The following is a 24,210-nucleotide window of genomic DNA, read 5'->3' on the forward strand; positions in this document are numbered from 1 at the left end:
GGCCCGCCGAAGCGGGTCAGCCGACGATCATGCTGACGATCGGGGAAGTGGTCGGCCCGGGCGAACCACCGGCGGGCTCGACGGTGACCGCGAGGGTGTCGGCGTGGTCGACAGCGGTGACGACCGAGGTCTGACCGTCCATCACCGCCACCGATGTCGGCGGGTCGCTCTCGCCTGTCAGCCGCCACAGTTGGTAGCTGCGATCGGCGGGCAGCGCGGGCATATCGTCGAACGACACCGCGGCGGCGCCGAGGGACTTCGACTGATACACCGTCATCGCGCCGCCGCCGGGTACGGCGACCGAGGACTCCACGCTGTCGGGCTGGTCGAGCACCTGCTGTGCGGTGACGGCTCCCGTGCCGTCGTCCGCGCGCTCCATCACCACCGCGATGCCGACGCCGGCGCCGACCGCCACGATCGCCGCGGCGGCGACGGTCAACCACCGCAGCTGCCACCGCTTGCCGAGCGCGCGATGCCGCGCGAGCGGATGTATCTGGGGGTCGTGGCGGTCCAGTGCCCGCATCAGCGCGGATTCGAGTCGCGCCGGTGGCGGGACCGAGTCGAACACGGTCAGCTCCGCCATGGTCTCCTGGATGCGACGAACGACGGTCTGGAATTCGGCCACCCGGTCGGGTCCGGCGGCCTCCAGCCAGTCGTCGAGCGCCTGTCGCTGCGCGGGATCCAGCGCGTCGATGGCATACGGGTAGGCCTCGTCGATCCACGACCAGGGCGTTCGCCGATCGGTCTCGCTCATCGGGAACCACCTCCGGTCAAACAATTCTCGAGCCGCTTCAAGCCGTCTTTGATCCGGCTCTTCACTGTCGGCAACGGCACCGCCAGGGTCTCGGAGACCTCGACGTAGGTGCGGCCGCCGTAGTACGCCAGCGCCACCGCTTCACGTTGGAGCTCGGTCATGGTCTCGAGACAGTCCAGCACCGACTGCTCGTCGAGTCGCTGAGTGACCTCCTCGGCCACGATGTCGTGGTCGCAGCCGAGGTGGGCGTGACCGAACACGATGTCGCGACGGGTGGCCGACTGCTCGGCCCGTACCCGGTCGACCGCGCGCCGGTGGGTGAGCATCATCAGCCAGCCGATCGGGCTGGCCTTGGCCGCGTCGTACTGCCCGGCCAGCGACCAGACCTGGAGGAACACCTCTTGGGCGATGTCCTCGGCGGCGCCGTGGTTGCGCACCACACGGAGCGCGAGCCCGAACACCCGCGGGCTGGTGGCCCGGTAGAACTCGGCGAAGGCCGACCGGTCACCTGCCGCGACATCGTCGAGCAAGGTGACCAGTCGCGCTTGCACGGCATAGTCGCGCTGGGCGCCCGCCGGGCAGGCCGGAGCCGGCTCGGTCACCGATCGCAGGCGGATCGGTGAGGAGCCGGGCCGGGCCGTCATCGTGTGGTCCCTGCTTGAATCAGCATGAGAGGGATTTCGGCCTGCCTTCGGGTTCGGATGGGCGTCGCCGAGATATTTCTGCAGTGACGCTGGACTGAGCGCCGGCGCGACCATCGTCGACATCATGCCGCAGGCGGCATGAGCACGCTGTCGATCATGTACACGGTGGCGTTGGCGGTGCGGATGCCACCGCAGATGACGTTCGCGTCGGCGACCTTGATCGTGTTACCCGAGCCACTGACCGTGACGTCGGCGCCCTGGACCGTCTTGTGTGTGCCCGCGATGTTCTGCGGCGCGATCTGGCCCGGCACCACGTGATAGGTGAGGATCGAGGTGAGCGTAGCCGAATCGGTCTTCAACGACTCGATCGTGGCCGGATCGATTTTCGCGAATGCCGAGTCGACGGGCGCGAAAACGGTGAACTGACCGCCGTTGAGCGTATCCACCAGGTTGACCTCGGGATTGAGTTTGCCCGAGACCGCCGAAACCAGGGTAGTGAGCATCGGGTTGTTGGACGCGGCGACGGCGACCGGTTCCTGGGCCATCCCGCTGACCGAGCCGGGTCCACTGGGAACCTGGGCGGCGTATGCCGCGCACCCGGGCCCGACCAGGTCCGCGGAGGCTGCGGACGCGCCGGTGGTCGCGGCCGGTGCCGACGTCATCGGCGCGGCGGAGGACGAGGCGGCGGTGGTGCTCGAGTTGTCGTCGGAACAGGCCGCGAGGCCGAGGGCCGAGCCGAGGAGCATCGCCGCAACGAGAGTTCTTGGCAGAGATCGCATGGTGTTTCCGTCACTTCCGTCGAGGCGGCGAAGTGCCGCACAGGTTCTGGACGCAACGGAGTTCGGCAGGCTCGGTGGCTCGGACTGGTCGCGAGCCGAAGTGATTTCCTCGACATCGCGCTAGCTGCCGACACAATCGATGATCGGCGCGGGATAGTCTGCCGCAGCGACGTTCTCGCGCCACGGACGGTGAATGCTCGCGCCGGGCAGATGCGCCAACTCGGGCAGCCAGCGCCGCACGTAGACGCCGTCGGGGTCGTAGCGGTCGGCCTGCCGCAGGGGGTTGAGAACCCGGTTGGGCCGGGTGTCGGTGCCGGTGCCCGCGACCCACTGCCAGTTGAGCTGGTTGTTCGCGAGGTCGGCGTCGACGAGCCAGCGCAGGAAATGTGCCGCGCCGACCCGCCAGTCCTGATGGAGCGACTTGGCGAGGAAGCTGGCCGCGATCAAGCGCGCTCGCCCCGGCATCCAGCCCTCGGCGCGCAGTTGCCGCATGCCCGCGTCGACGATCGGGTAGCCGGTGCGCCCGTCTCGCCAAGCGGCGACGGCTTTTTCGTCGTCGGGGCCGGCGTTCACGCGTGTGCGGTAGTCCGACCAGGCGGCATCGGGGCGGGCGGCGAGCACCTGGTGGTGGAAGTCGCGCCAGGCCAGCTGCCGGGCGAAGGCGAGTCCGCCTTCGGTCGACGTATCGACCCGGCTCACCACCTCGGTGGGCGAGACGCATCCGAAGTGGATATACGGCGACAACCGGGAGGTGGCATCGGCGGCGAGAAAGTCGTTGTCGCGGGCATAGTCGACGATCGGGCCGTCGAGCCAGTCCTGCAGCAGGGCCCGCCCGGTGGACTCCCCACCGACCTGCAACCGGGGCGACGGCTCTCCCGAGCTCAGATTCTGCGCTTGTGGCAGCGCCTCACTCCGGATCGTCGGCACCGCCAGTGATCGCGGCGCCGCCAGTGGGGTGCGGTGATGTGCCGCGCTCCAGCGCCGGAAGTACGGGGTGAAAACCGCGAAATGATCGCGTCCCGTCGACGGGACCAACTCGGCGGAAGTGGCTGTGACGGAACCGGAATGGCACACCACGGTGATGTCGGGGATCTGGCGCAGCGCCTTCTCGCGCTTGCTGCTGTAGCGGCTGACATCCTCGGCCAGGTGCACGCTCGCGGCGCCGGTTTCCTTCACCACTCGCTCGACTTCGTCGATCACCGCGCCGCGGCGCACGACGAGTGTGCCGCCGAGTGCGCGCAGTTCCTTGTCGAGTTCGGCCAATGCGGCGGCGAGGAAGTGCGCGCGATTGGGCGGGCAGCGATCGGGCACCAGCGCCTCGTCGACGACGAACAGCGGCACCACCTGGTCGGTATCGCGCGCGGCCGCGGTGAGCACCGGGTTGTCGTGCACGCGCAGGTCGCGGGTGAACAGGGCGATGGCGACGCTCATCGTGCGCAGAGGGGCGCCACGCCCTCGCGTCCACCGGTCGTGGGTGAGGTGAGATAGATGCACGGGTCCTGACCGGCGATCCTGATCGCCTCGTCGATCTGCTGCCAGGTGGCATCGTCGAGTGCCGGAGTGCGGGAGAGGACGAAACCGGACAGCCTGCTCGGCGAGGTGACCAGAGCCCACGAATAGTCCGGGCCGAGCGCGGTCACGATGTAGTTGGTGTCTCCTCGAAGCCCGTCCTGGCCGGGAACACCCGGAAAGCTCACGTGCAGTTGCGCGTTGGTGGCCGGGTCGTTCACCGTCGCGGTGCCACGGATCTCGTCGACGCCGCCGGTCCAGGTGTGGCAGCGGTTGAAGACGCCGACGTCGCCGGCCGGGTCGAGGGTGTAGGTCGCGGTGGTATCCCGCGCGCAATTGAGGTTGAACGGCTGCGGTACCGCCGCGAGCTGATGCCATTCGCCGAGATAGCGGTCGAGCTCGAGACGAGGTACCGGCGCGGGCGGTTGCGCGGCTGCGGTGGCGGCGCCCGTGACGGAGAGGCCGACGGCGATCAGCAGGGTGGTGGTCCACGGGCCGAGACGGGTGCGCACAGGAACTCCTCGCGGGTTGGTGGTGTTCTCACCATGCTAGCAGCAAACGATGCATTATTGATGCATGAAATAGTCGGTTCGGTGGGAGGTCGATTCGGCGGGCAGCGTACGCCGCCGACGCGCGGAGGACGGGTCGTGACGCGCCGGTCATGCCATTGCGGGCAGAATGAAACGATGTCCGCCGGTTTTGCTCCCGAATCCGCCGCGGCCGGATTCACGGTGCGCGCGGTGGCCGATCGTCTCGGCATCCCGACCGCGACCCTGCGGAGCTGGAACCGCCGCTACGGCATCGGTCCCGCCCAGGATCGGCCCGGCCGCCATCGCCTCTACTCCGACACCGATATCGCCGTGCTCGAGCACATGCTCGAGCTCATCGGCGGCGGCGCGAGTCCGGCCGGGGCCGCAGCGGCGGCTCGTGGGCCCGCGCCGGTGCTCGGTGACCGCGCCGGCCTGCTCGACGCGGCGTTCGCACTGGATACCACCACCGTGTGCGCGCATCTGGACGCGCACGTGCGGGCGCACGGCGTTGTCCAGACCTGGGAGACCCTGTGCCGCCCCGCCTTCGCCGATGTCGTCGCGCGGCAGGGCGGCGGTGAGGGCTGCATCGACGTCGAGCACCTGCTGTCGTGGTCGATCGCGGCAGTCATGCAGCAGGTGAAACCGGCGCAGAGCAGCGCGCCCGTGCTGCTCGCGTGCACCAGCGGTGAAACGCATTCGCTCCCGCTCGATGTGTTGCGTGCCGCCCTGGCTCAGGCCGGTGTCGGTGCGCGCATGCTGGGCGCCGACGTGCCGACGGTCGCGCTGTCCGACGCGCTCGCCAGGCATCCGAGCGGGGCCTCGGTGTTGCTGTGGTCGCAACGGGAGTCGACCGCGTTGACCTCGGCGGTGCTGGCGTGTGCGGGGGCAGGCGCGCGGGTGCTCGTCGGTGGGCCGGGGTGGGAGGTCGTGATGCTGCCGGAGACGGTCGAGCGGATCGGCGGACTCGCACTCGCGGTCGATGCCCTGTGCTGAATATTGCCGGATCTGCCGCGTTGGGCTCGGTGTCGACGGGTCAACGATGCGCAGTCGATGCGTTCGAGGCGGCACGGCTGGCAGGTGGTGGTCGGACCCCGCCGACCGCTGTCGCTCGATGCTGACGACTGGCGCCGGGCTCTGTCAGCTCGCGGTTCGCCCGAGTAGATGCCGCAGCGTCTCCTCCAAGCCCTCGGTACGGAAGGTGTGCCCGGCCTCCGTCAGCCGGGTCGGCGTCACCCGCTGATTAGCCTCGGCGAGTTCCCGCGATCCCTGTCTGCCGAGAAGGATGGCCGGACCGAAACTCGGGACCGGCAGCAGCGCGGGACGATGGAGCACTCGTGCCAACACCCGGGTGTAATCGCTGTTGCGAACCGCCTGCGGCGCAACAGCATTGACCGGTCCGCGCAGGGTATCGTCCCACAGCGCGCGATGGTAGACGTCGACGAGATCGTCGATACCGATCCACGACAACCACTGTCGGCCGTCCCCGATCCGCCCACCGAGCCCGGCGCTGAACAGCGGTCGCAGCAACCGTAGGGTGCCGCCACGCGGAGACTGCACGATGCCGGTGCGCACCCGCACGACACGGACTCCGCCCACCGCGGCGGGCTCGCAGGCGTCCTCCCACTGCTCGACCACATCGGCCAGAAACCCGTCACCGCGCTCGGACTGCTCGGTCAGCGTCTGCTCGCCGCGGTCGTATCCGTAGTAGCCGATGGCCGAAGCGCTCACGAAGGTGTCGACCCCCGAGCCGGCGGCGAGTTCGGCGAGTCGCCGGGTCGGCTCGATGCGGCTGTCGGCCACCGCTCGCCGGTGCGCGGCGGTGAACCGGCCCGCGATGGATGCCCCGGCCAGATGAACCACGGCGTCGACGTCGGCGAGCAGGTCGGCGGCGGGTGCGGCGGGGTCCCACTGTCGTTCGTCGGGATGACGCGCGTCATGGCGGACCAAGCGCACGACGCGATGCCCGCCGGTGCTGAGGAAGGCGCTCAACGCGGAGCCGACGAGCCCCGACGCGCCGGTGATCGCGATCGTCGACGGTTGCCAGCCGGACTGGCTCGCACGCAGGTGGGCGGCCAGATCATTGGTCAGCTGGCGGTAGCGGTAGTCGAACATCGGCCGCAAGAGCGACTCCGGAATCGGGGTCTGCACCCGATCGATGACCCGGGTGTGCGCGTCGTCGATCTCGGCGAACTCGTGGACGTGCCGCCACGGCAGCAGGCGCGAGACCGGCAACGAGGCCGGTCCGTCCGCCGCGACGGCATCGGCGAACCGCTCCGGTGGGTGATACTGCTCGGGGTCGTGCGCGGCGACCCAGCGCAGCCCGCCGGGAAGACCGAGCACCGCGCGCCCGGTGGCCAGCGAATCGGCCTCGTCGAGCAGGGTGACCGGTTGCCACGGCGGAGCCAATCGCGTGAACGCTCCGCGACGAGCGAACCAGGCGAAGACGTCGGCCCGGGGTGTTGCGACGATGCCAGAACACTCGATGCCCATGACTCGACTGTAGCCACGATCAGCGATCGGTGAAGCGATGACGCATCGAAACGCGGCTTCAGCCGTGGCCCATCGCGCCCATGTCCATCTGCATCGGAGCGGGTTGCTGACCAGGGGCCAGGACCAGGAATTGGCCCATCATGCCCTGGTCTTCGTGGTGGAGGAGGTGGCAGTGGTACATGTACGGATAGGTGGGATCGGTGTGGTCGGCGAAGTGCATGGCGAGGGTATAGGTGGTGTCGGGGGCGGTGTAGACGGTGTCCTTCCAGCCGGAAAGGGCTGGGGGAGGCGGTGTTCCGTCGACGGCGAGGATCTGGAATTGGACGTCGTGGACGTGGAAGTTGTGCGGCCAGTTGTCCTTGTTGCGAACCGTCCAGACTTCGGTGGTATCGACGGGAATGCTCATGTCGATGCGGTTCATGTCCATGCGGCGGTTGTTGATCATGAACCATTGCAGGTCGAACGAGCGGGTCGGTGGGGCGGTCGCGGCGGCGAGAGCACGCATCGGGATCAGCGTCGTGGGCAGCGCGGCAGAAGGTCGCAGGGATTCGGCGGCACGCAGTGTCAGGATGTCGAAGGTGTCGTCGAAGCCGAACTCGGTGGCGCGGTCGATGCCCGCGCGCTCGCTGATCGGCAGGGACCGTAACGTGACGTTCTCGCCCGCACCAACGGAGACCACCACCTCGACACGTTCACCGGGACTCAGCTGAATCCGGTTCGCGGAAAAAGGTTTCGGGAGCAGGCCACCGTCGGTGGCAATGAGCTGGAACGCTCTGCCGTCACCGAAGGCGAGGTTGTAGAGGCGGCCCGACGAGCCGTTGAGGATGCGCAACCGGACGCGGTCGGTGGTGACCGACAGGTGGGCGTCGGCGATGCCGTTGGTGACAATCGTGTCGCCGAGCAGGCCGACATCGGTGGCGTCGGATTCGTCGAGCGCACCGTCGGCAGTGAACCGGCGATCCTGGATCACCAACGGAATGTCGTCGACCCCATAGTCTTTCGGCAGGTCCAGCGCGTCCGCCGCATCGTCGTCGATCAGGAAGAAGCCGGAAAGCCCACGGTGGACATGCTTTTCGGTCGCGCCGTGTGGATGTGGGTGGTACCAGAGCGTCGCGGCCTGCTGCTGCACCGTCCATGTCGGCGCCCACACCGCGCCCGGCCCGATCATCTGGTGGGGACCACCGTCGAACTTCGCGGGCAGGTGCATGCCGTGCCAGTGCACCGAGGTGGGCTCGGGCAGATCGTTGGTGATGGTGAAGGCGACCTTCTCGCCGCGTCGAGCGCGCACCGTCGGCCCGAGAACGGACCCGCTGTAGCCCCAGGTGGGGGTCCGCTTGCCCTGGATCATCTCGGTGGTGCCTGCCTGCGCCCGCAGCGTGAACCGGCGGACGCCGTCCGCTCCGACGGCAGCGGCGGCCAGCGGCGGGATAGGTAGCGGGCGGGTCGAGCCGGTGCCCGGACCAGGTGTCGACGGGCGAATCGAACACCCGGCCGCGAACACCACCGGTGTGAGGGCAAGACCGGTGAGAAATCCTCGTCGCGAGACCACATGCGCTCCTTCTGTGCGGGAGCCTCCAGCTTGGTGCGATGACGGCGGCAGCGACTCCGCCGAACAGCCGGATCGGGCCCACCGGATTCCGCCCGCACGGCCCTTGCGGACATGCCGGTCGCGTGGTAGTTCGAGCCGCTCGGTCCTCTCCCGCGCGGACGCGCCGACCGCCTACTGGTGCGGTCCGAACCGCTCGGTCGCCTACCGTGGGGGCGTGATCGACATCCGTGCCCGCCGCGACCTGCGCGGGCTGCTGCGGTGGCTGCCGCTGGCGCTGATCCCGGTGGTGCTGCTGGCCAGCACCTACCCGGACCAGTACCGCGTGCCCGCGCACTACTGGCTGCTGGCGATGACCGCGGCCGTGGTATTCGCGGCCGGATCACGATGGCCGCTGGCGGTATCGCTGGTGCTGTCGGCACTGGCCGTACCGATGCTGCGCACGGAGGCCTGGGGCGTCTCCGGCCTGGTGCCCTACCTCGGCGCGGTGGCCTTGGTCGATGTGGTGGCGCGCACGCACCGGTGGTCGATCGTGGCGGTGGCGACCGCGGGATGGGCAGCCGCCGTGACGCTCGGGCGGGTCGGTCTGCACGACACCTCGATCGGGCGGGCGTCCACCCTCGTCGAGGCCGCGGCGTATGTGGGGTTGCCGTTGCTGCTCGGGCTGTACCTGCGCGGACAGCGTGACCTGGCGCGGAATCTGCGACTGCGCGCTGTCGAGGCGCAAGCGCGGACCCGTCTCGACGAGCGCGCCGCACTGGCCAGAGAACTCCACGACGTGGTCGCCCACCACATGGCCTCGATCATCCTGCGGATCTCGGTGGCCGGACATGTTGTGCGAGAAGCCGATCCGCGCATCGTCGCTGTCCTCGACGACGTCCGTGGCACTGCGGCCGACGCGCTCGCCGACATCCGCAGGCTGCTCGCCGCCCTGCGTGATCCGGCCCTGGGCACCGTCGCCCTGGTCGACACCGACGCGGTGGCGACCGAAATCGACGCCGCGCTCACCCGGGCTCGTGCCGCCGGGTTCGCCGTGGAGGCCGAAGTCGATGCCGACCTCGGCGGGCTCGACGCGATCAGCAGGCTCACTCTGCTACGGCTGGTACAGGAATCACTGACCAACGTGATGAAGCACGCCGATCACGGTGTGCCGGTGCGATTCCGGATCGGCAGACACGACGACGGGATCACCATCGAAGTCGTCAGCGGCGCTCGCGAAGCGACTGCCGTCGCGGGACACGGCATCGTCGGGATGCGCGAGCGCGCCGAACTCGCGGGTGGCACCCTCACGGTCGGCACGGGCGCCGACGACGAGAGTTGGACGGTGCGCGCCTGGCTGCCGGACAGTACAAGGGGAGTGGAGGCGTCGTGATCACAGTCTTGCTGGTGGACGATCAGCGTCTCGTGCGCGCGGGCCTGCGGATGCTCATCGAGGACACCACCGATCTCGTCGTCGTCGGGGAGGCGGCCGACGGCGTCGAAGCGGTGCGACTGCACGCCGAGCTGACCCCCGATCTGGTCGTCATGGATCTGCGCATGCCCGGACTGGACGGTGTCGCGGCGACCCGGCAGATCCTCGCCTCGTCACCGCGCGCGAAAGTGCTCGTGCTCACCACCTTCGACGACGACGAACACCTGTTCCCCGCGCTATCGGCCGGGGCCGCGGGCTATTTCGTCAAAGACACCGAGCCCGCTGTGCTGCTCGACGCGATCCGGCGCACGGTGGACGGTGATCTGCTGTTCTCGCCCGTGCTCCTGCGTCGACTGGTCGGACGGGCTCTCGCAGCGCAATCGGCCCCCGAAACGCCATCCCTGCCTGCCGATCTGACACCTCGTGAACTCGACGTTCTGCGCCTGGTCGGCGCCGGGCACGGCAATCAGGCGATCGCCGACCAGCTCCATCTCGGCGTGAGCACCGTGAAGAGCCACGTCGCCAACCTGCTCGACAAAACGGGCACCGACAACCGCATTCGGCTCGCTGTCTACGCGTCCAAGATCACCGGCTGATCGCCCGGGCCGGATTGTGACAGTGACCAATCACAGCGGGCTGTTGGTGACGAAATGGTATGAGGACGGTAACAGCGATGTGATCTAGCCCGATACTGTGATCGACCGCACTGAGCGGTCTGTTTCGGTGTGGAGGTTGGATCGATGAAGTGCCGCAGTGCGGTCTCGGCGGTGCTCGTCGCGGTGTGCTCGACGATGATCAGCGCGGGCGAGGTGCACGCACAGGGTCCGGAAGCCGCTGTGGCGGTGGTGAATCCAGTCGTGACCAGCGAAGGGTCGCGGGCCGAGGTCACCGCTGTCGACGGTCGGCAGGTGACGGTGCGGATCCACTCCGCGGCCATGGGTCGCGAAGTCTCCGTCAAAGTGCAACGGCCCGGCGACACGTCGGTGCCGCGGCCGTCGCTGTATCTGGTGAACGGCGCGGGCGGCGGTGAGGACACCGCCACCTGGGAGCAGAACACCGACGTGGTGGACTTCCTGGCAGGCAAGGACGTCAACGTGGTGATGCCCGTGGGCGGTGCGTGGAGCTACTACACCGATTGGCGCGAGCCCGATCCCATGCTGGGCGTGAACAAGTGGCGCACCTTCTTCCTCGACGAACTGCCCACCGTCGTCGACACGATGTTCGCGACGACCGGCAAGAACGCGATCGCGGCTAACTCGATGACGGCCACCTCCGTCCTGCAACTCGCGATCGCCAAGCCGGGACTGTTCCGCTCGGTCGCCGCCTACAGCGGCTGCGCCCAGATCAGTGACCCGGTGGGCAGGCAGTTCGTCAATGTCGTCGTCGGGACCGGCGGCGGTGACGCGTCGAACATGTACGGACCTCCCGGCGATCCGGCCTGGGCAGCCAACGATCCCGTCGTGAACGCCGAAGGTCTGCGCGGGACGAAGCTCTACGTGTCCAACGGCAACGGTCTGCCCGGCGAATTCGACAAGCCCGGCGACTCGCATCTGGTCACCTGGGGGCCGGTCGGATTGGCCAACCAGATCGTCATCGGCGGCGTCATCGAGGCCACCACCCAGTGGTGCACCAAGAACCTGCAGCGGCGGCTGGACGAACTCGACATCCCCGCGACCTTCGACGTGTCGACCCAGGGCACCCACTCCTGGGGCTACTGGCAGAAGGCCTTCAAGAACTCGTGGCCGCTGCTGGCCGACGGGATGGGTATCCCCGCCTGATCAGTCGAGCTCGAACAACCGCACGGCGTTGTCGTGGCAGACCTTACGCAGCCAGTCCGGACCGAGGTCGAGGCGCTCCAGCGCGGCCACCGCCTCGGCGTAGGGATACGGGATGTTGGGGAAGTCGCTGCCGAACAGGATGCGATCGGCGAAGCGGCGCAGGCGTTCTCGTTCGGCGGGCGGGAAGGGCGCACCGCCTTCGCTGAAGTCGGTCCACACCATGGTGGTGTCGAGATAGAGCAGCGGGTACTGCTCGGCCAGATCGAGGAACTCGCTGTATTCGGGGGTTCCCATGTGCGCGATGATCAAGCGCAGGGTCGGGAAGCGCCGCAGGAGTTCGGCGATGGGAGCGGGTCCGGTGAATTCGCCGGGGGCGGGACCGGATCCGCAGTGGATGAGAACGGGTGTGCCGGATTCGGCGAGGATCGCCCACACCGGGTCGAGCAGGGGGTCCAAGGGCGAGAACGCGCCGACCTGGATGTGCACCTTGAACACTCGCGCGCCGTTGTCGATCGCCTCGCGGACATAGCGTGGCGCGTCCGGCTCGGGGTAGAAGGTGGCCGTGTGCAGGCACTCGGGGGTGCGGGCGGCGAACTCTGCGGTCCAGTCGTTGAGCCAGGCGCCCATCTCCGGCTTGTGCGGGTACACCAGTGAGGTGAACGCGCGGACGCCGAAGTCGCGCAAGGTTTTCAGGCGCACCTGTTCGTCGTCGCGATAGGTGATCGGCCACGGTCGACCGGTCAGCGGCCCGGCGGCGTCGAAATAGGCCCAGACCTTACGCATCACCTGATCGGGCATGAAGTGGGTGTGGACATCGACGATCGCGGGCAGGTGGTAGCGGGCGCGGAAGTCGGCGAGATAGGCAACAGTGTCTACGGTCATGACTGCTCCGGGTAGAGGCGGCGGGCCAGGGCGCCGACGCGAGTGACGAGGCGTTCGAAGAAAACGGCGGGGTCGGTGCGGATCGCGATGTCGGCGTTGGGTTCTCGGCCCCACATGCCCGCCCAGTCGGCGACGGTGGTGGCGCGGGTGATGGTGCCCGCCAGTTCCACGTCGACGGTGGCAGGGCGAGTGGTCGCCAGGGTCGGGTCGAGTGCCACCGCGGCGGCGAACGGGTCGTGCATGTGTGCCAGGTAGCCCAGGTCGTACTGGTGGTGGAAGTCGAAATAGAACCGCACCGCGTCGGTGAGATAGCGGATGATCGGATTGCTCGCCGCCGAACGGAATTCGGGGGGATCGTCCGCGTCGACCTGCTCGATCGGTGCGCTGTGCGCCGCCCGCGCCAGCAGTTCGAGGTGTTCGGGGACCATCTCGATGGACTCGGTGATGTCCAGTGCGCAGACCAGCGGTCTACGGTCCGGCGGTGCCGCAGAGAATGCGTCGAACACTTCTTTGGCCGCTTCGGGGTCGACGTGGATGTTCCACTCGTTGGTCGGGGTCGTGTTGCCCGGATGGTTGAACGCGCCGCCCATGATGACCAGACGGTGCAGCAGGCGCGGCAGTTCGGGTTCGATGCGCAGGGCCAGTGCCAGATTGGTCAACGGCCCGGTGCACAGGCCGGTCACCTCCCCGGGATCGGCGCGAACCAGGTCGACCCAGAGTTGGGCCGCCGACCGCGACGACAGCGAGCGCGGCGAGACGGGCAGTTCGGCGTACCCGAGGCCCTGCGGACCGTGGGTGTCCTCGGTGGTGCGCAAGGGGACGGCCAGCGGTTCGGCCGCGCCGAGCGCCACCTCGATCTCGGGTGCCCGGCCCAGGTCGAGCATCGCCAGGGTGTTCGCCGCGACCTGTGCCCCGTCCACGTTGCCCGCGGTCGCGGCGATGCCGATGATCTCGGCGTCGTCGCAGGCCAGCAGGTAGAGAATGGCGAGGGAGTCGTCGATCCCGGTATCGACGTCGAGGATGATCTTCTGCGGCACGTCATCGAGAGTAGCCGCGGACCTCACCGGGTCCGCGGCCAGTCTGTGGGTGGGATCAGTAGGTCGGCAGGGCGAATTCTTCGGTGTGGCCGAAGAAGATCTTCTTGGTCAGCGGACGCATCGGGCGAGACATCATGAGTCGCACGTTCGCCTTGGCGAGCCGGGTCAACAGCGGGGACTTGGGGATCATCATCGCCATACCGCCGCCGGGGATCTCCTTGGCCTTGTCCAGGAACGGCGAGATCTTGTCCTGGTAGCGCTGTTGCGCGCCTGCCAGATCGTCTGGCGTGGCGGCGATTTCGGCGGCCAGCACATAGGCGCCGACGATGGCCATCGCGGTGCCCATGCCGGTCAGTGGGGAGCCGCAGTAGCCCGCGTCGCCGATCAGCGTCACCCGGCCGATGGACAGCTCGGGCACGTCGACGCGGGCGATCTCGTCGAAGTAGAAGTCGGGCGTGGAGTCCATCGCGGCGAGGACCGCCGGGGCGTGCCAGCCGGCGTCGCCGATCGTCTCGGTGATGAGTGCTCGCTGGGCGTCGGGATCGCGGCGCAGCGCCGGGTCGACCTCGGTGCGCATGGTGATGATCGCCTTGGCGGTGGCCGGGTCGCCGTCGGGGCGGATGCCGAGCATGGCGCCGGGCACCAGGCGCATGCTGAACCAACCGGGCTCCACATCGGCCGGCTTCGGCATGGTGAAGAAGGCGCCGTACCCGCCGAGGTTGGTGCTGAACTTCTCCTCGGGTCCGAAGACGAGTCGGCGGGTCGCCGAGTGGATACCGTCGGCGCCGATGACCAGGTCGAATCGCTCGGTGGACCCGGAGGCGAAGGTGACGTCCACGCCGGCGTCGTCCTGGACGATCTTGTCGATCCATTCGCCGTAGCGGTAGTCGAGCCGGCCGTTGTCGGCGGTGGCCAGCGCGTCGAGGAGGACCTGATTGAGATCGCCACGGGTGATCTCGATTTCGGCGACGGCACCCTGGCCGTCGAAGTCCTCCATCGCCATCCGGGCGTAGATCTTGCCGTCGCCGTCGATGTAGGACATCCCGCGCTCGTCGAGCTGGTACTCGGCGATGCCCGCCATCAGGCCCATCCGCTGTGCGGCCTCCTTGCTCGGGCCACGCAGATCGACGGCTTGGCCGCCGGGACGGGGGACCGCGGCGCGCTCGACGACGGTGGTGCGAATGCCGTTGCGCAGCAACTGGAGTGCGACCGCGTTGCCCGCGATACCGCCGCCGGAGACGAGAACGTGCAGGGGGTTGGTGATGCTCATGATGATGTTTCCCGTCTGATGTACGAATGTCTTAGACATATGTCTAACAGAGATTTGCACGTCTGTCTAGAACAAACGTCTAAGACGATCGGGTAGGCTGCTGAGCATGGGCAACAGGGAAGATCTACTGGCTGGGGCGCGCAAAGTGATTCTGGAGCGCGGCGTCGCGAAGGCGACCGCGCGCGATATCGCCGCCGCGGCGGGGGTGAGCCTGGCCGCGATCGGCTACCACTTCGGGTCGAAGGACCGCCTGGTCACCGAGGCGTTGAGCGAGGCGCTCGGCAACTCCATCGGTGACGCGATGGAAGGGCTGATCGCCGCCGGCGCGGGGAAAACGCCACTGGAAGGGCTCGCTCAGCTCTGGAACGGAATGCCCGCGGTCTTCGCCGACAACCACGAGGCGATGCTGGCCAGTCTGGAGAACATCGTGCGGATCGTGCGCTCCGATGATGCGCGGGGGCAACTCGGCGACCAGCTATCCGGCGCGTTCGACGACCTCGCCGCGAACGTCCAGGCGGCACACCCCGAACTCGACGCCACCCAGGCCGCGGCCATCGGACGGATGTACTTCGTGCTCGTCCAGGGGCTCGGGGTGCTGTGGTTGCTGAATCCCGGCGAGGTGGTCGCCAACGGGGATCAGTTGACGGCCGCGGTCTCGGCGCTGGCCGGAAAATAACCGGGGCTAGCCGTCACGCGGGGTGGTAGTGGTCGGTCGCTTCGACCCAGAACGGCTGCGCCGAACCGTACGGTGGTGCGGGCCAGCGGAAGTCGTCGTACTCGGCGAAAACCGGTGCGGCCGTGATCAGTTCGCCGTGGGTGACGGTCGCTGCCTCCTCGGGCGGTGTGGCGACGGTGTGGTCGGGGGAGCGGTCGTCCGCGTTCAGGAGCCAGGACGCGGTGCGGGCCAAGGAAACCCGAACGGTCCGGGCGAGCCCGTCGTCGGCGCGAGCCAGCAGGGCGTCCATGACACCGGCGGCCAGCAGGTAGCCCGAACCGTGGTCGAGCGCCTGGGCGGGTAGCGCGCCGGGACGACCCGGTGTGCCCTCGAGAAGCGCGATGCCCGATGCCGCCTGAACGATGCTGTCGAACCCCCGGCGCGCACCCCACGGTCCGTTCGTACCCCAGGCGCACACGGATGCCTCGATCAAGCCTGGATGTCGGGCCGCGCGGACTCCGGCCGCGGCGAGCGCGCCCGGGCGGTAACCGGTGACCAGCACGTCCGCCGCGGCGAGGAGATCGTCGAAGGTCGCGAGGTCGGTGCCCAGGTCGAGCAGCGTGGAGCGTTTGCCCTGGCAGGTATCGGAGAATTGCCAGTCGATCTCGGGCAGCTGCGGTGGGTCGATGCGGAGCACGTCGGCGCCGAGCAGGGCCAGCGTTCGGGTGGCGACCGGGCCTGCGAGGACACGGGTGAGGTCCAGGACGCGAACGCCGGTCAGCGGTCGCTCGACGGTCGGCGAAGCGGAGGCGGTGCCGAGTCGATCGACCGCGTGCCGATCGAGTGAAGCCGGGGTAGCTGCGGCTCTCGGCCACGGTGCGGTGGACGTGCGAGCGTCACGTGTCTCCACGGCGACCAACGGACCTGTCGCAGCGGCGCGGCCCATCGGACTGTCCGCCCATTCGCCCTCGGTGCGGACTCGCGCGGCGATGGCACCGGCGGCCGCGGCGGCGTCTTCGACCTCGGCGCCTTTCATCGCGCCCACCCTGGCGGTGAGCTGGGCGACGTCACTGTCTGCCGCGAGTTCGAGCGCTCGCAGCAGTCGTTCACGGTGATGTGGATAGTTCGCGTGGGTGCGGACCCAGCCATCGGCGGTGCGGAAGAAGCCCGACAGCTCCGCGAAGAACTCGGGTGCGCTGCCCCCTCGGCGGAACAGCCGTTCGCTGCTGAACGCCCCGGTCACTCGGTCGGCGTCGAGGCGAACCGGACCGACAGCCAGACTGTGCGCCGCCCGCACGCGGTTGGCGGCCGCGCTCGCCGCCGCGACCGAACCCGCCGCGAGCGCCCACACCGGTAGGGTGGCCGCCAACCGCGCACCGGGGTCGGGCACGTCGGCGTCGCCGGACGGTGGGAGTCCCAGTCCCGTCTCGTAGGCGTGGACGAGCTGCTGCGCGGTGGTCACATCGACCAGCCTAGTTGCGGTGATGACGGTGAGGAGTGTGATGTGGGCGTGAATACGGCTGCGACGGAGTGGGTTCGAGTACTGCGACCGGGTACCGCGACGGGTGGGCGATTGACGTGCTTCCCGCCGGGCGGTGGGTCGGCGACCTTCTATCGGGAGTTGGCGCGACACATCGGCCCGGACGTCGACGTGACAGCGGTGCAGTATCCCGGCAGACAGGACCGCCTGGGCGATCCGATGATCACCGACCTGCATCTGCTCGCCGACCGGATCGCCGCCGACATCGCGCGTCGGCCCGCAGCGACGCGTTCGCTGTTCGGGCACAGCATGGGCGCCACCGTGGCCTACGAGACCGCGCTGCGACTGGCCGCTGCCGGACAACCCGTTCGCGCCCTTGTCGTGTCCGGCCGTCCCGCGCCGGAGTTCGTCGAAACCGCCCGGCTGCACCAGGCATCGGATGCCGCGCTCATCGACGACCTGGAGCGGCTGGCGAACGACCCGGCCCCGGTGCGACTACTGCGTACCGAACCGGGACTCGCCGATCTGGTACTGCCCGCCGTCCGCGCCGACTACCAGGCGGTCGAGACCTATCGGCATCGGCCGGGACCGCTACTGAGCTGCCCGGTCGTCGCGCTCGTCAGCACCGAGGACCCCACGACCACCGTGGCCCAGGCCGAGCAGTGGCGTGCGGTCACCTCAGGGCCGTTCAGCATGCGCACCTTCGGTGGCGGGCACTTCTATCTCGACGCACAACACGCCGCGGTGGCGCAGGAGATCACACAGCACGTGAACTGAGTCGGCGCTGGTACAGGCGCGCGTAGCCGAGCCAGGAGACGAGCACCGCCAGCGCCACGAGCGCGCGGACCAGGCCGAGCGCGCTGTCGGGGTAGATCACCCCGGTCAGGTAGTGGTCGATGAATCCCGCCTCGGGCAACTCGCTCACCCCGGCTCGCCTGCGCGCCCAGTTCTCGGCGTAGGTGAGCGGGCAGTGGAAGCCGATCAGGATGGTGCCGAAACCCCATGCCACGGCCATCGCGTGCAGGCCGATGGTGCGAGGCCATCGCCACGCGAGGAATCCGCCGACGACCACGTACGCGATGAACGCGACGTGAGTGACGGCGAGAACATCGGCCAACACCCGGAACGGCACCTATTCAGAATATGTACCCGCTCGCCGGTCGGAATCATGATCATCATTCCGGTTCGGCAACGCTTGAATCACCAGGGCGAAGGCCGGTAGTCCTTCAGGAAGCAGCCGTAGAGGTCGATGCCGTCCTCGCCCTGCACGATCGGGTCGTAGACGCGGGCGGCGCCGTCGACGAGATCGAGGGGAGCGTGGAAGCCCTCTTCGGCCAGCCGGACCTTCGTGAAGTGCGGGCGCTCATCGGTGATCCAGCCGGTGTCGACCGCGGTCATGAGGATCGAGTCGGCCTCGAACATCTCGAGCGCGCTGGTCCGGGTGAGCATGTTCAGCGCGGCCTTGGCCATATTCGTGTGCGGGTGCCCCGGACCCTTGTAACCGCGGCCGAACTGGCCTTCCATCGCGGAGACATTGACCACGTACTTGCGCCTGCCCGCCGCGGCGGCCAGTGCCGGACGCAATCGCGACACCAGGATGAACGGCGCGACCGAGTTGCACAGTTGCACCTCGAGCAGTTCGGTGGCCTCCACCTCGCCGACGGTCTGCACCCAACTGTTGGTGTGCGCGAGATCGGGGACGAGGCCTCCTGCGTCGATGGCCACGCCCGCCGCGATCCGTTCCGGGGTGGCCGAGCCTGCGACCAGCGCGAGTTCGGCGACATCGGTCGCCGACAGCGACGGCGTGAGCGAGGCGGTGAGCGCGGTCGGGTGAGCCTGCATGGTCTTGCCGAAGGTGACCATTTCCGGCAGCACGCCCGCGGGCAGCGGGGAGTTCTCGGCGTCGACCAGCGCGCTGTAGGCACCAGCGGAGCGGCGCACGGTCTGGGCGGCGTTGTTGATCAGGATGTCGAGTGGGCCCTGAGCGGCGACGTCGTCGGCCAGGGCGACGACCTGCGCGGGGTCGCGCAGGTCGATGCCGACGATGCGCAGCCGGTGCAGCCAGTCGGCGCTGTCCTCCATGGCGGCGAAGCGGCGAATCGCGTCGTTGGGGAAGCGGGTGGTGATGGTGGTGTGCGCGCCGTCGCGCAGCAGGCGCAACGCGATGTACATGCCGATCTTGGCCCGGCCACCGGTGAGCAGGGCGCGCTTACCGGACAGATCGGTGCGGGCGTCGCGCTTGGTGTGGCTCGAGGCCGCGCACTCGGGGCACAGCTGGTGGTAGAACGCGTCGACCTGGGTGTATTTCTGCTTGCAGATGTAGCAGGGTCGCGCCTTGAGCAGGGTGCCCGCGCTCGCACCCGAGGTGGCCGAGCTGATCGGGATGCCCGCGGTCTCGTCATCGATGCGCTGGGGGGAACCGGTGGCGGTGGCGGCGATGACCGCGCGGTCGTTCGTGGAGATCTGCTCCCTGGCCTCGATGCGGCGGCGGTGCTTGAGCTTTTTGAACATGTGCCCGACGGCGCGCTGCACGGCGATGGAATCGGGATGTTCCTTCTCCAACTGCCCGGCGCGTTCCAGTACCCGCAGACAGGTCGCCAACTCATCCGGATCGATCATGTTCTCGGTCATCGGGGAGTGCGACATTCCTTCGTGCGGGAGCGGTGGACGACATCTATTGTCGCATTGGCCGCGCGAGCGACCCGCTGGGTATCGTGATGGGCCGTCGCCGCAACCGCGCGACGACGAAACGAACCCGACGGAGCAGCCCGATTTCCCCGCTGGACACCGATACCGCAGACGCGCCGCGCAGGCGCAGGCTCGAACCCGACGAGCGACGCGCGCAGATCCTGGCCTGTGCCATCGACATGTTCGGTGAACGGCCCTACGCGGCGGTGTCGACCGCGGAGCTAGCCCAGCGCGCGGGGGTGGCGCGCGGCCTGATCAACCACTACTTCGGCAACAAGCGCGACCTGTATCTGGCGGTGGTGCGTCGGATGGTGACCCTGCCGCGTCAGGACAGGGTGTCCATTCCCGACGGCACGGCGGGCGAGCGGGTCGACGCGATCGTGGGCTGGCTGCTCGACACCATCGCCGAGCACGGCACCACCTGGGTGAAGGTCACCAGCCACGAGGGCGTCGGTGACGACCCCGAGGTGCAGCAGATCCTCGACCAGGCCGACGACGCCGCCGCCGAACGCATGCTGGTGATGATCGGACGCGCCGATCTGGCAGACAGTGCATCGTTGCGCGCGCTGGTGCTCGCCTACGCGGGCCTGGTGAAAGTCGCCGGGCGCGAATGGATTACCCGTGGCACGCTGACCAGGGCCCAGATGCATCAACTGCTGGCGGACACCTTGCTCACGATCATCAACGAGACGATTCCCAGCGTCCTGCGCACCGAACCGACGCCGAGCGTGCAACCCGGCGAAGGTTAGGGATCGAGCGCACGCCGCGAGGGTGGCATCGCGACCTCCGCACTGTAGCGCTGTGGTCCGGCGTGGCCGGGTGCGTGGCCGGTGCGGCCCAGCGCCTGTTCGATCTTCTGCTCGCGGTGATGTTCGAACATCAGCGCGCCGACTCCGCCGCCGAGGAAGAGCACCGTCGCTATTCCGGCCAGCACGGCCCACCCGGTGTGCTCGGTGCCTGCCGCGACGAGGGTGCAGGCGAGCCCGACCACCCCGATCGCGCACATGATGATGCCGGGGACGTTGTAGTCGTCGGCCAGGAGGTCACCGGCTTGGGCATGCCAGGGCGGGTCTGCCGAAGGCGTGCTGCCGGACATGAGTCCTCCTCGCGAGCTGAGGGGTGCGAGCAATGGTGCACTTGATGACCAGCATGAACCTGTTCGGTCCTGCGAAGCAAAGGTGGTAGCCGGTTCGTTACCAGGCGGGTTTCCGCAGAATCACACGTTATGTCACTGTGACCCTATTTTGCGTTTGAGCTGTGCTATCGGGCTCGGAGTCCTTATTCTCGTCGCGTAACCCGGCGCCATACCTGTTTCGTTGTGCGCCCGGGGAGATCGGAGAGGGACCCGGGGTTGATGGCACGGTACGAGGAATGGGACGACGACCCCGAGCAGGAGTCCGATGATCGACGTTGGGACGGTCAGCGCTGGCCGCAGGTGTCATCGGAGGGTGTGGGCGGTGGGCGCCGCAATGATCAGCCGCGCGTGAATCCGTATGCGATGGTGGCGCTCGCTGCCGCGCTGGTGCTGCTGTTTCCGATCGCGATCGTGTTCGGGCTGCTGTCGTTCGGGCATCCGCGCGGGCGGGGAATCGCGTTGCTGGCGTTGTTGCTCGGCATTACCGAGGTGGCGGTGGCGGCGGCGATCGGGCTGGCTGTTTTCGGTGGGTTGGATGTGTCCGTTCCGACGCTCGCCGGGTCGTCGACCACGACACCGAGGCCGGTGTCGGTGACCTCCCACGCGACGCCGACGACCACCGAGGCCGTCCCGGTGACGAGCCCTGCGGCCGGCAGCGAGAAGGGCAGCGTGGTCGAGAAGGGCACCGAGTGCGCCGCCGAGAAGGCCGGTCTACTCGGTGTCGCCGCAGACGGTGCGACGTTGCTCTGTCTGCGCGGAGCAGGCGGTTACACCTGGTCGGGGCCGTTCCGGGTGTCGGGGTCCTACTACACCGCGGGGGCGAAATGTGATCCCTCGGTGGACAAGTCGGGCCGCACCACCGACAACCACGCGCTCGTGTGCGAGGGCAAGGGCAGCGCCGCGGTCTGGTCGCCGTGGACCACCGAGTAGAGCTCAGTGGCCCGTGGGGTCAGCTTCCGTGTCCGGGGCTCGGATCGGGGGAGTAGACCTCAGTCTTTCTTGGCCCGGCTCGGTTGCACGCGCGGTGGCTCGTTCGGCATCTTCGGATATTGGGGTGGCCACGGCGCGTCCATCAGCCCCGCTGCCATGTCGCGCTCCGACATCTCCAGCAGCGGCTCGATCGACTGCGCTGCCCGGTTCGCCCACGGATCACCGGACTCGGCGAGGCGGGCGGGCACTGTCGCGAGGGTGAGTTCGTCGGGGACGACGGTGTCGAGTTCGGCCCAGGTGATCGGCGTCGACACCTGACCGCCGACCTTCGGCCGCACCGACCAGGCGCCGAACACGGTCTTGTGCGGCGCGTTCTGATTGAAGTCGATGAAGACCCGCGAGCCACGCTCCTCTTTCCACCACTGTGCGGTGATCTCCTCGGGGTGCCTACGTTCCAGCTCCCTGGCCAGCGCCACCGCGGCCGCCCGCACCTCGTAGCCGTCCCACCTCGGTTCCAGCGCCGCGTAGATGTGCAGACCACGCGAGCCCGAGGTCTTGATGGAGGAGTCGATGCCGAGTTCGGCCAGCAGTTCGCGCGTACGCACCGCGGCGCGGCGCAGATCATCGAATCCGATGCCGGGCGAGGGATCGAGGTCGATGCGCAGTTCGTCGGCGATCCGCAGATCGGGAACGTGATTGGGCCACACGTGAAAGCCCAGGCAGCCCTGGTTCACCGCCCACAGGATGTGGGCGAGATCGTGGGCCACCAGCGCGTCGCTGGTGGTGCCGTTCGGCGTGGACACCTCCACCGTCTGCAACCAGTCCGGCGCCGACTTCGGCACCCGTTTCTGGAACCACGATTTGCCCGAAGCGCCGTCGGGATAGCGTTCCAGCAACAGCGGACGACCCCCGATCACGCCGAGCAACGGATCGGCGACGGCCCGGTAGTAGTTGACCAGGTCGAGCTTGGTCTCCCCGCGTTTGGTGAAGTAGACCTTGTCGGGATTGCTGATCGTCAGCGCGCGGCCGTCGACGTCGAGTTCCACCGCGGCGCTCATCGGCCGACCCCGAAGATCGCGTCGAGCTCGGCGGGCGCCACTTCGTCGAGCTGGGCGTAGGTACACGACTCCGGGGTGCGATCGGCCCGGAACCGGGCCAGCCGCCCGCCGTGGCGGAACCGTCCCGACTGCACGTGCTCGTAGCGCACCTCGGCCACCAACTCGGGCCGTAACGGCTCCCACGAGAGGTCTTTGCCCCCGCTCCATCGACTCACCCCGCCCGGCATCTTGCCGTCGGCGTTCGCCTGCGCGACAGCGTCGGCCCAGTTGCGCCACGGATGATCGTCGAGCGCGTTCTCGCGCAACGGCGCCAGCTCGCCGAGCAGTTCGCGGCGCCGGGCCGCGGTGAAACTCGACGCCACCCCGACATGATGCAGATTGCCCTCGTCGTCGAACAGGCCCAGCAGCAGCGAACCGACGCCCTCGCCGTCCTTGTGCATCCGGTACCCGGCGACCACACAGTCGGCGGTGCGTTCGTGCTTGATCTTGAGCATCACGCGCTTGTCCTGCAGGTAGGTGAGCTCGTCGGACTTGGCCATCACGCCGTCGAAGCCCGCGCCTTCGAACCGGGTGAACCAGTCCTGGGCCACGTCGGGATCCTGGGTGATCGGCGTGAGGTGGATCCGGCCGGGCGCGGCGTCGAGCAACGATTCGAGCTCGCGGCGCCGCTGCGCGAACGGCTCGGTGGTGAGATCGCGATCGCCGAGGGCGAGCAGATCGAAGGCGACGAAACTGGCAGGCGTCTCGGCCGCGAGCTTGTTGACCCGCGAGGCCGCCGGATGCAACCGCTGCTGCAAGGTATCGAAATCGAGGCCCTGGTCGGTGACCACCACGATCTCCCCGTCGACGACACAGCGTGGCGGCAGCGCCGCTTTCAACAGCTCGGCCAACTCGGGAAAATACCGGGTGAGCGGGCGATCGTTGCGGGAGCCGAGTTCGATCTCGTCACCGTCGCGGAACACGATGCAGCGGAAGCCGTCCCACTTGGGCTCGTAGCTGAGTCCGGGTTCGCGCGGCAACGACGGCGTCGACTTGGCCAGCATGGGGCGCACTGGCGGCATCACCGGTAGATCCATCCGATCCTCCTCGCGGGTGTGTTCACCCGTATCGACGATGCGAGCACGCCCGATTCATCGGTGTGTGAGGCGATCGTAGGACGGGGTACCGACACGTGCGCGGACATCGGGCGCGCGCCTGTCGCGGTGAACTGTCCGCGTGGAGCGCACGCGGCGCAGAGCGCGGCGCGAGGTCAGCTGTCGAGCCAGCCGTGTTCGTCGGCGAAGGTGGTGAACCGGTCGCGGATGGTGATGATCTCGGCCGCGGTGAGCGCGGGGGAGGCTTCCAGCAGCAGTTCGGTGATCTGCTGACGCAGTTCCTCGGGACCCAACTGGCCGCCGCTCTTGCGCGTCTTCGGAGCTGCGGGGGCATGGCCGACCCCGGTCAGGTTGATCGCCTTGGGTCCCCGATCACCTTCGGTCACATCGAATTCGAACAGACGACCCTGACGGAGCTCGTCCTCGTCGAGGCCGATGTCGTTGACGTGGACGAACACATCGGGCCCGCCGTCATCTGGCCGGATGAACCCGAAACCCCGTGAACCGTCGAACGACACCAATTTCCCGATGGACACCAAC

25 protein-coding genes are annotated in these 24,210 nt (G+C 68.4%); 8 read left to right on the top strand and 17 right to left on the bottom strand.

Features of this window, described 5'->3' with window-relative positions; translation table 11 throughout:
• Positions 1–16: 16 nt before the first annotated feature.
• From OHS03_RS09280 to OHS03_RS09300, 5 genes are all read right to left on the bottom strand, one after another.
• Positions 17–754: an anti-sigma factor gene (locus OHS03_RS09280; protein WP_328662354.1), complete on the bottom strand. Its 738-nt coding sequence runs from the start codon at positions 752–754 to the stop codon at positions 17–19.
• Positions 751–1,398 carry an ECF RNA polymerase sigma factor SigK gene (gene sigK / locus OHS03_RS09285; RefSeq protein ID WP_056817712.1) on the bottom strand — a complete coding sequence of 216 codons (648 nt, stop codon included), beginning with the start codon at positions 1,396–1,398 and terminating at the stop codon, positions 751–753. The genes OHS03_RS09280 and sigK overlap by 4 nt, the downstream gene beginning before the upstream one ends.
• Before the next feature lie 122 nt (positions 1,399–1,520).
• Complete coding sequence (locus tag OHS03_RS09290) at positions 1,521–2,177, bottom strand: fasciclin domain-containing protein (RefSeq protein ID WP_328662355.1); 657 nt, start codon at positions 2,175–2,177, stop codon at positions 1,521–1,523.
• A 120-nt stretch (positions 2,178–2,297) separates the two neighbouring features.
• Entirely contained in the window at positions 2,298–3,608 is a 1,311-nt protein-coding gene (locus OHS03_RS09295) for a cryptochrome/photolyase family protein (protein ID WP_328662356.1), read from the bottom strand.
• On the bottom strand, positions 3,605–4,198 hold the full coding sequence (locus OHS03_RS09300; protein ID WP_405145704.1) for a lipocalin family protein: 594 nt from the start codon (positions 4,196–4,198) through the stop codon (positions 3,605–3,607). Before OHS03_RS09300 ends, OHS03_RS09295 begins: the two co-directional genes overlap by 4 nt.
• Positions 4,199–4,372: 174 nt before the next feature.
• Between OHS03_RS09300 and OHS03_RS09305 the strand changes: the two genes are divergently transcribed.
• Positions 4,373–5,209 carry a MerR family transcriptional regulator gene (locus tag OHS03_RS09305; RefSeq protein ID WP_328662357.1) on the top strand — a complete coding sequence of 279 codons (837 nt, stop codon included), beginning with the start codon at positions 4,373–4,375 and terminating at the stop codon, positions 5,207–5,209.
• A gap of 144 nt (positions 5,210–5,353) precedes the next feature.
• On the opposite strand, the gene OHS03_RS09310 is transcribed toward OHS03_RS09305, so the two are convergent.
• Together OHS03_RS09310 and OHS03_RS09315 are read right to left on the bottom strand one after the other, a co-directional pair.
• Positions 5,354–6,706 (bottom strand): TIGR01777 family oxidoreductase, encoded by a 1,353-nt coding sequence (locus OHS03_RS09310; protein WP_328662358.1) that lies wholly within the window; start codon positions 6,704–6,706, stop codon positions 5,354–5,356.
• Between the two features lie 58 nt (positions 6,707–6,764).
• Complete coding sequence (locus OHS03_RS09315) at positions 6,765–8,255, bottom strand: multicopper oxidase family protein (protein WP_328662359.1); 1,491 nt, start codon at positions 8,253–8,255, stop codon at positions 6,765–6,767.
• 214 nt (positions 8,256–8,469) lie between these two features.
• Between OHS03_RS09315 and OHS03_RS09320 the strand changes: the two genes are divergently transcribed.
• The 3 genes from OHS03_RS09320 to OHS03_RS09330 all read left to right on the top strand — a co-directional run bounded on the left by OHS03_RS09320 (position 8,470) and on the right by OHS03_RS09330 (position 11,441).
• On the top strand, positions 8,470–9,624 hold the full coding sequence (locus OHS03_RS09320; RefSeq protein WP_328662360.1) for a sensor histidine kinase: 1,155 nt from the start codon (positions 8,470–8,472) through the stop codon (positions 9,622–9,624).
• Positions 9,621–10,259: a response regulator gene (locus tag OHS03_RS09325; protein ID WP_328662361.1), complete on the top strand. Its 639-nt coding sequence runs from the start codon at positions 9,621–9,623 to the stop codon at positions 10,257–10,259. The genes OHS03_RS09320 and OHS03_RS09325 overlap by 4 nt, the downstream gene beginning before the upstream one ends.
• A 144-nt stretch (positions 10,260–10,403) precedes the next feature.
• On the top strand, positions 10,404–11,441 hold the full coding sequence (locus tag OHS03_RS09330) for an alpha/beta hydrolase (protein ID WP_328662362.1): 1,038 nt from the start codon (positions 10,404–10,406) through the stop codon (positions 11,439–11,441).
• On the opposite strand, the gene OHS03_RS09335 is transcribed toward OHS03_RS09330, so the two are convergent.
• The 3 genes from OHS03_RS09335 to OHS03_RS09345 are packed head-to-tail and all read right to left on the bottom strand — an operon-like array spanning position 11,442 to position 14,630.
• Positions 11,442–12,323 carry an amidohydrolase family protein gene (locus OHS03_RS09335; protein ID WP_063003252.1) on the bottom strand — a complete coding sequence of 294 codons (882 nt, stop codon included), beginning with the start codon at positions 12,321–12,323 and terminating at the stop codon, positions 11,442–11,444.
• Positions 12,320–13,360 (bottom strand): nucleoside hydrolase, encoded by a 1,041-nt coding sequence (locus tag OHS03_RS09340; protein ID WP_328662363.1) that lies wholly within the window; start codon positions 13,358–13,360, stop codon positions 12,320–12,322. The genes OHS03_RS09335 and OHS03_RS09340 overlap by 4 nt, the downstream gene beginning before the upstream one ends.
• A gap of 55 nt (positions 13,361–13,415) precedes the next feature.
• Positions 13,416–14,630 carry an FAD-dependent monooxygenase gene (locus tag OHS03_RS09345; protein ID WP_328662364.1) on the bottom strand — a complete coding sequence of 405 codons (1,215 nt, stop codon included), beginning with the start codon at positions 14,628–14,630 and terminating at the stop codon, positions 13,416–13,418.
• Positions 14,631–14,736: 106 nt separating this feature from the next.
• Between OHS03_RS09345 and OHS03_RS09350 the strand changes: the two genes are divergently transcribed.
• On the top strand, positions 14,737–15,306 hold the full coding sequence (locus OHS03_RS09350) for a TetR/AcrR family transcriptional regulator (protein WP_328662365.1): 570 nt from the start codon (positions 14,737–14,739) through the stop codon (positions 15,304–15,306).
• Between the two features lie 13 nt (positions 15,307–15,319).
• Here OHS03_RS09350 and OHS03_RS09355 read toward each other — a convergent pair whose 3' ends face one another.
• Positions 15,320–16,747, bottom strand: coding sequence for a CoA transferase (locus tag OHS03_RS09355; protein ID WP_328662366.1), 1,428 nt, complete (start codon positions 16,745–16,747; stop codon positions 15,320–15,322).
• Between the two features lie 42 nt (positions 16,748–16,789).
• Between OHS03_RS09355 and OHS03_RS09360 the strand changes: the two genes are divergently transcribed.
• Positions 16,790–17,542 carry a thioesterase II family protein gene (locus OHS03_RS09360; RefSeq protein WP_328662367.1) on the top strand — a complete coding sequence of 251 codons (753 nt, stop codon included), beginning with the start codon at positions 16,790–16,792 and terminating at the stop codon, positions 17,540–17,542.
• On the opposite strand, the gene OHS03_RS09365 is transcribed toward OHS03_RS09360, so the two are convergent.
• Together OHS03_RS09365 and OHS03_RS09370 are read right to left on the bottom strand one after the other, a co-directional pair.
• Entirely contained in the window at positions 17,523–17,897 is a 375-nt protein-coding gene (locus OHS03_RS09365; protein WP_328662368.1) for a DUF2784 domain-containing protein, read from the bottom strand. The two genes, OHS03_RS09360 and OHS03_RS09365, sit on opposite strands and share 20 nt — an antisense overlap.
• A gap of 68 nt (positions 17,898–17,965) precedes the next feature.
• The gene (locus OHS03_RS09370; RefSeq protein WP_328662369.1) at positions 17,966–19,396 is read right to left on the bottom strand and encodes an SDR family NAD(P)-dependent oxidoreductase; all 1,431 of its coding nucleotides are present in this window, start codon (positions 19,394–19,396) and stop codon (positions 17,966–17,968) included.
• 83 nt (positions 19,397–19,479) lie between these two features.
• On the opposite strand from OHS03_RS09370, the gene OHS03_RS09375 reads away from it, so the two are divergent.
• The gene (locus OHS03_RS09375; RefSeq protein ID WP_328664152.1) at positions 19,480–20,202 is read left to right on the top strand and encodes a TetR/AcrR family transcriptional regulator; all 723 of its coding nucleotides are present in this window, start codon (positions 19,480–19,482) and stop codon (positions 20,200–20,202) included.
• On the opposite strand, the gene OHS03_RS09380 is transcribed toward OHS03_RS09375, so the two are convergent.
• Complete coding sequence (locus OHS03_RS09380) at positions 20,199–20,549, bottom strand: hypothetical protein (RefSeq protein ID WP_056817525.1); 351 nt, start codon at positions 20,547–20,549, stop codon at positions 20,199–20,201. The genes OHS03_RS09375 and OHS03_RS09380 overlap by 4 nt on opposite strands.
• Before the next feature lie 258 nt (positions 20,550–20,807).
• Here OHS03_RS09380 and OHS03_RS09385 point away from each other — a divergent pair, with 258 nt between their 5' ends.
• Entirely contained in the window at positions 20,808–21,518 is a 711-nt protein-coding gene (locus OHS03_RS09385) for a hypothetical protein (RefSeq protein WP_328662370.1), read from the top strand.
• A 59-nt stretch (positions 21,519–21,577) separates the two neighbouring features.
• On the opposite strand, the gene ligD is transcribed toward OHS03_RS09385, so the two are convergent.
• The 3 genes from ligD to OHS03_RS09400 form a co-directional block, all read right to left on the bottom strand.
• Entirely contained in the window at positions 21,578–22,576 is a 999-nt protein-coding gene (gene ligD, locus OHS03_RS09390) for a non-homologous end-joining DNA ligase (RefSeq protein ID WP_063003248.1), read from the bottom strand.
• A complete protein-coding gene (locus OHS03_RS09395; protein WP_200950468.1) occupies positions 22,573–23,652 on the bottom strand; it encodes an ATP-dependent DNA ligase in 1,080 nt (359 codons plus the stop codon). The genes ligD and OHS03_RS09395 overlap by 4 nt, the downstream gene beginning before the upstream one ends.
• Positions 23,653–23,825: 173 nt before the next feature.
• Positions 23,826–24,209, bottom strand: coding sequence for a cold shock domain-containing protein (locus OHS03_RS09400; protein WP_328662371.1), 384 nt, complete (start codon positions 24,207–24,209; stop codon positions 23,826–23,828).
• Position 24,210 lies beyond the last annotated feature (1 nt).

Source organism: Nocardia salmonicida (genome assembly GCF_036142455.1).
GTDB lineage: Bacteria > Actinomycetota > Actinomycetes > Mycobacteriales > Mycobacteriaceae > Nocardia > Nocardia salmonicida.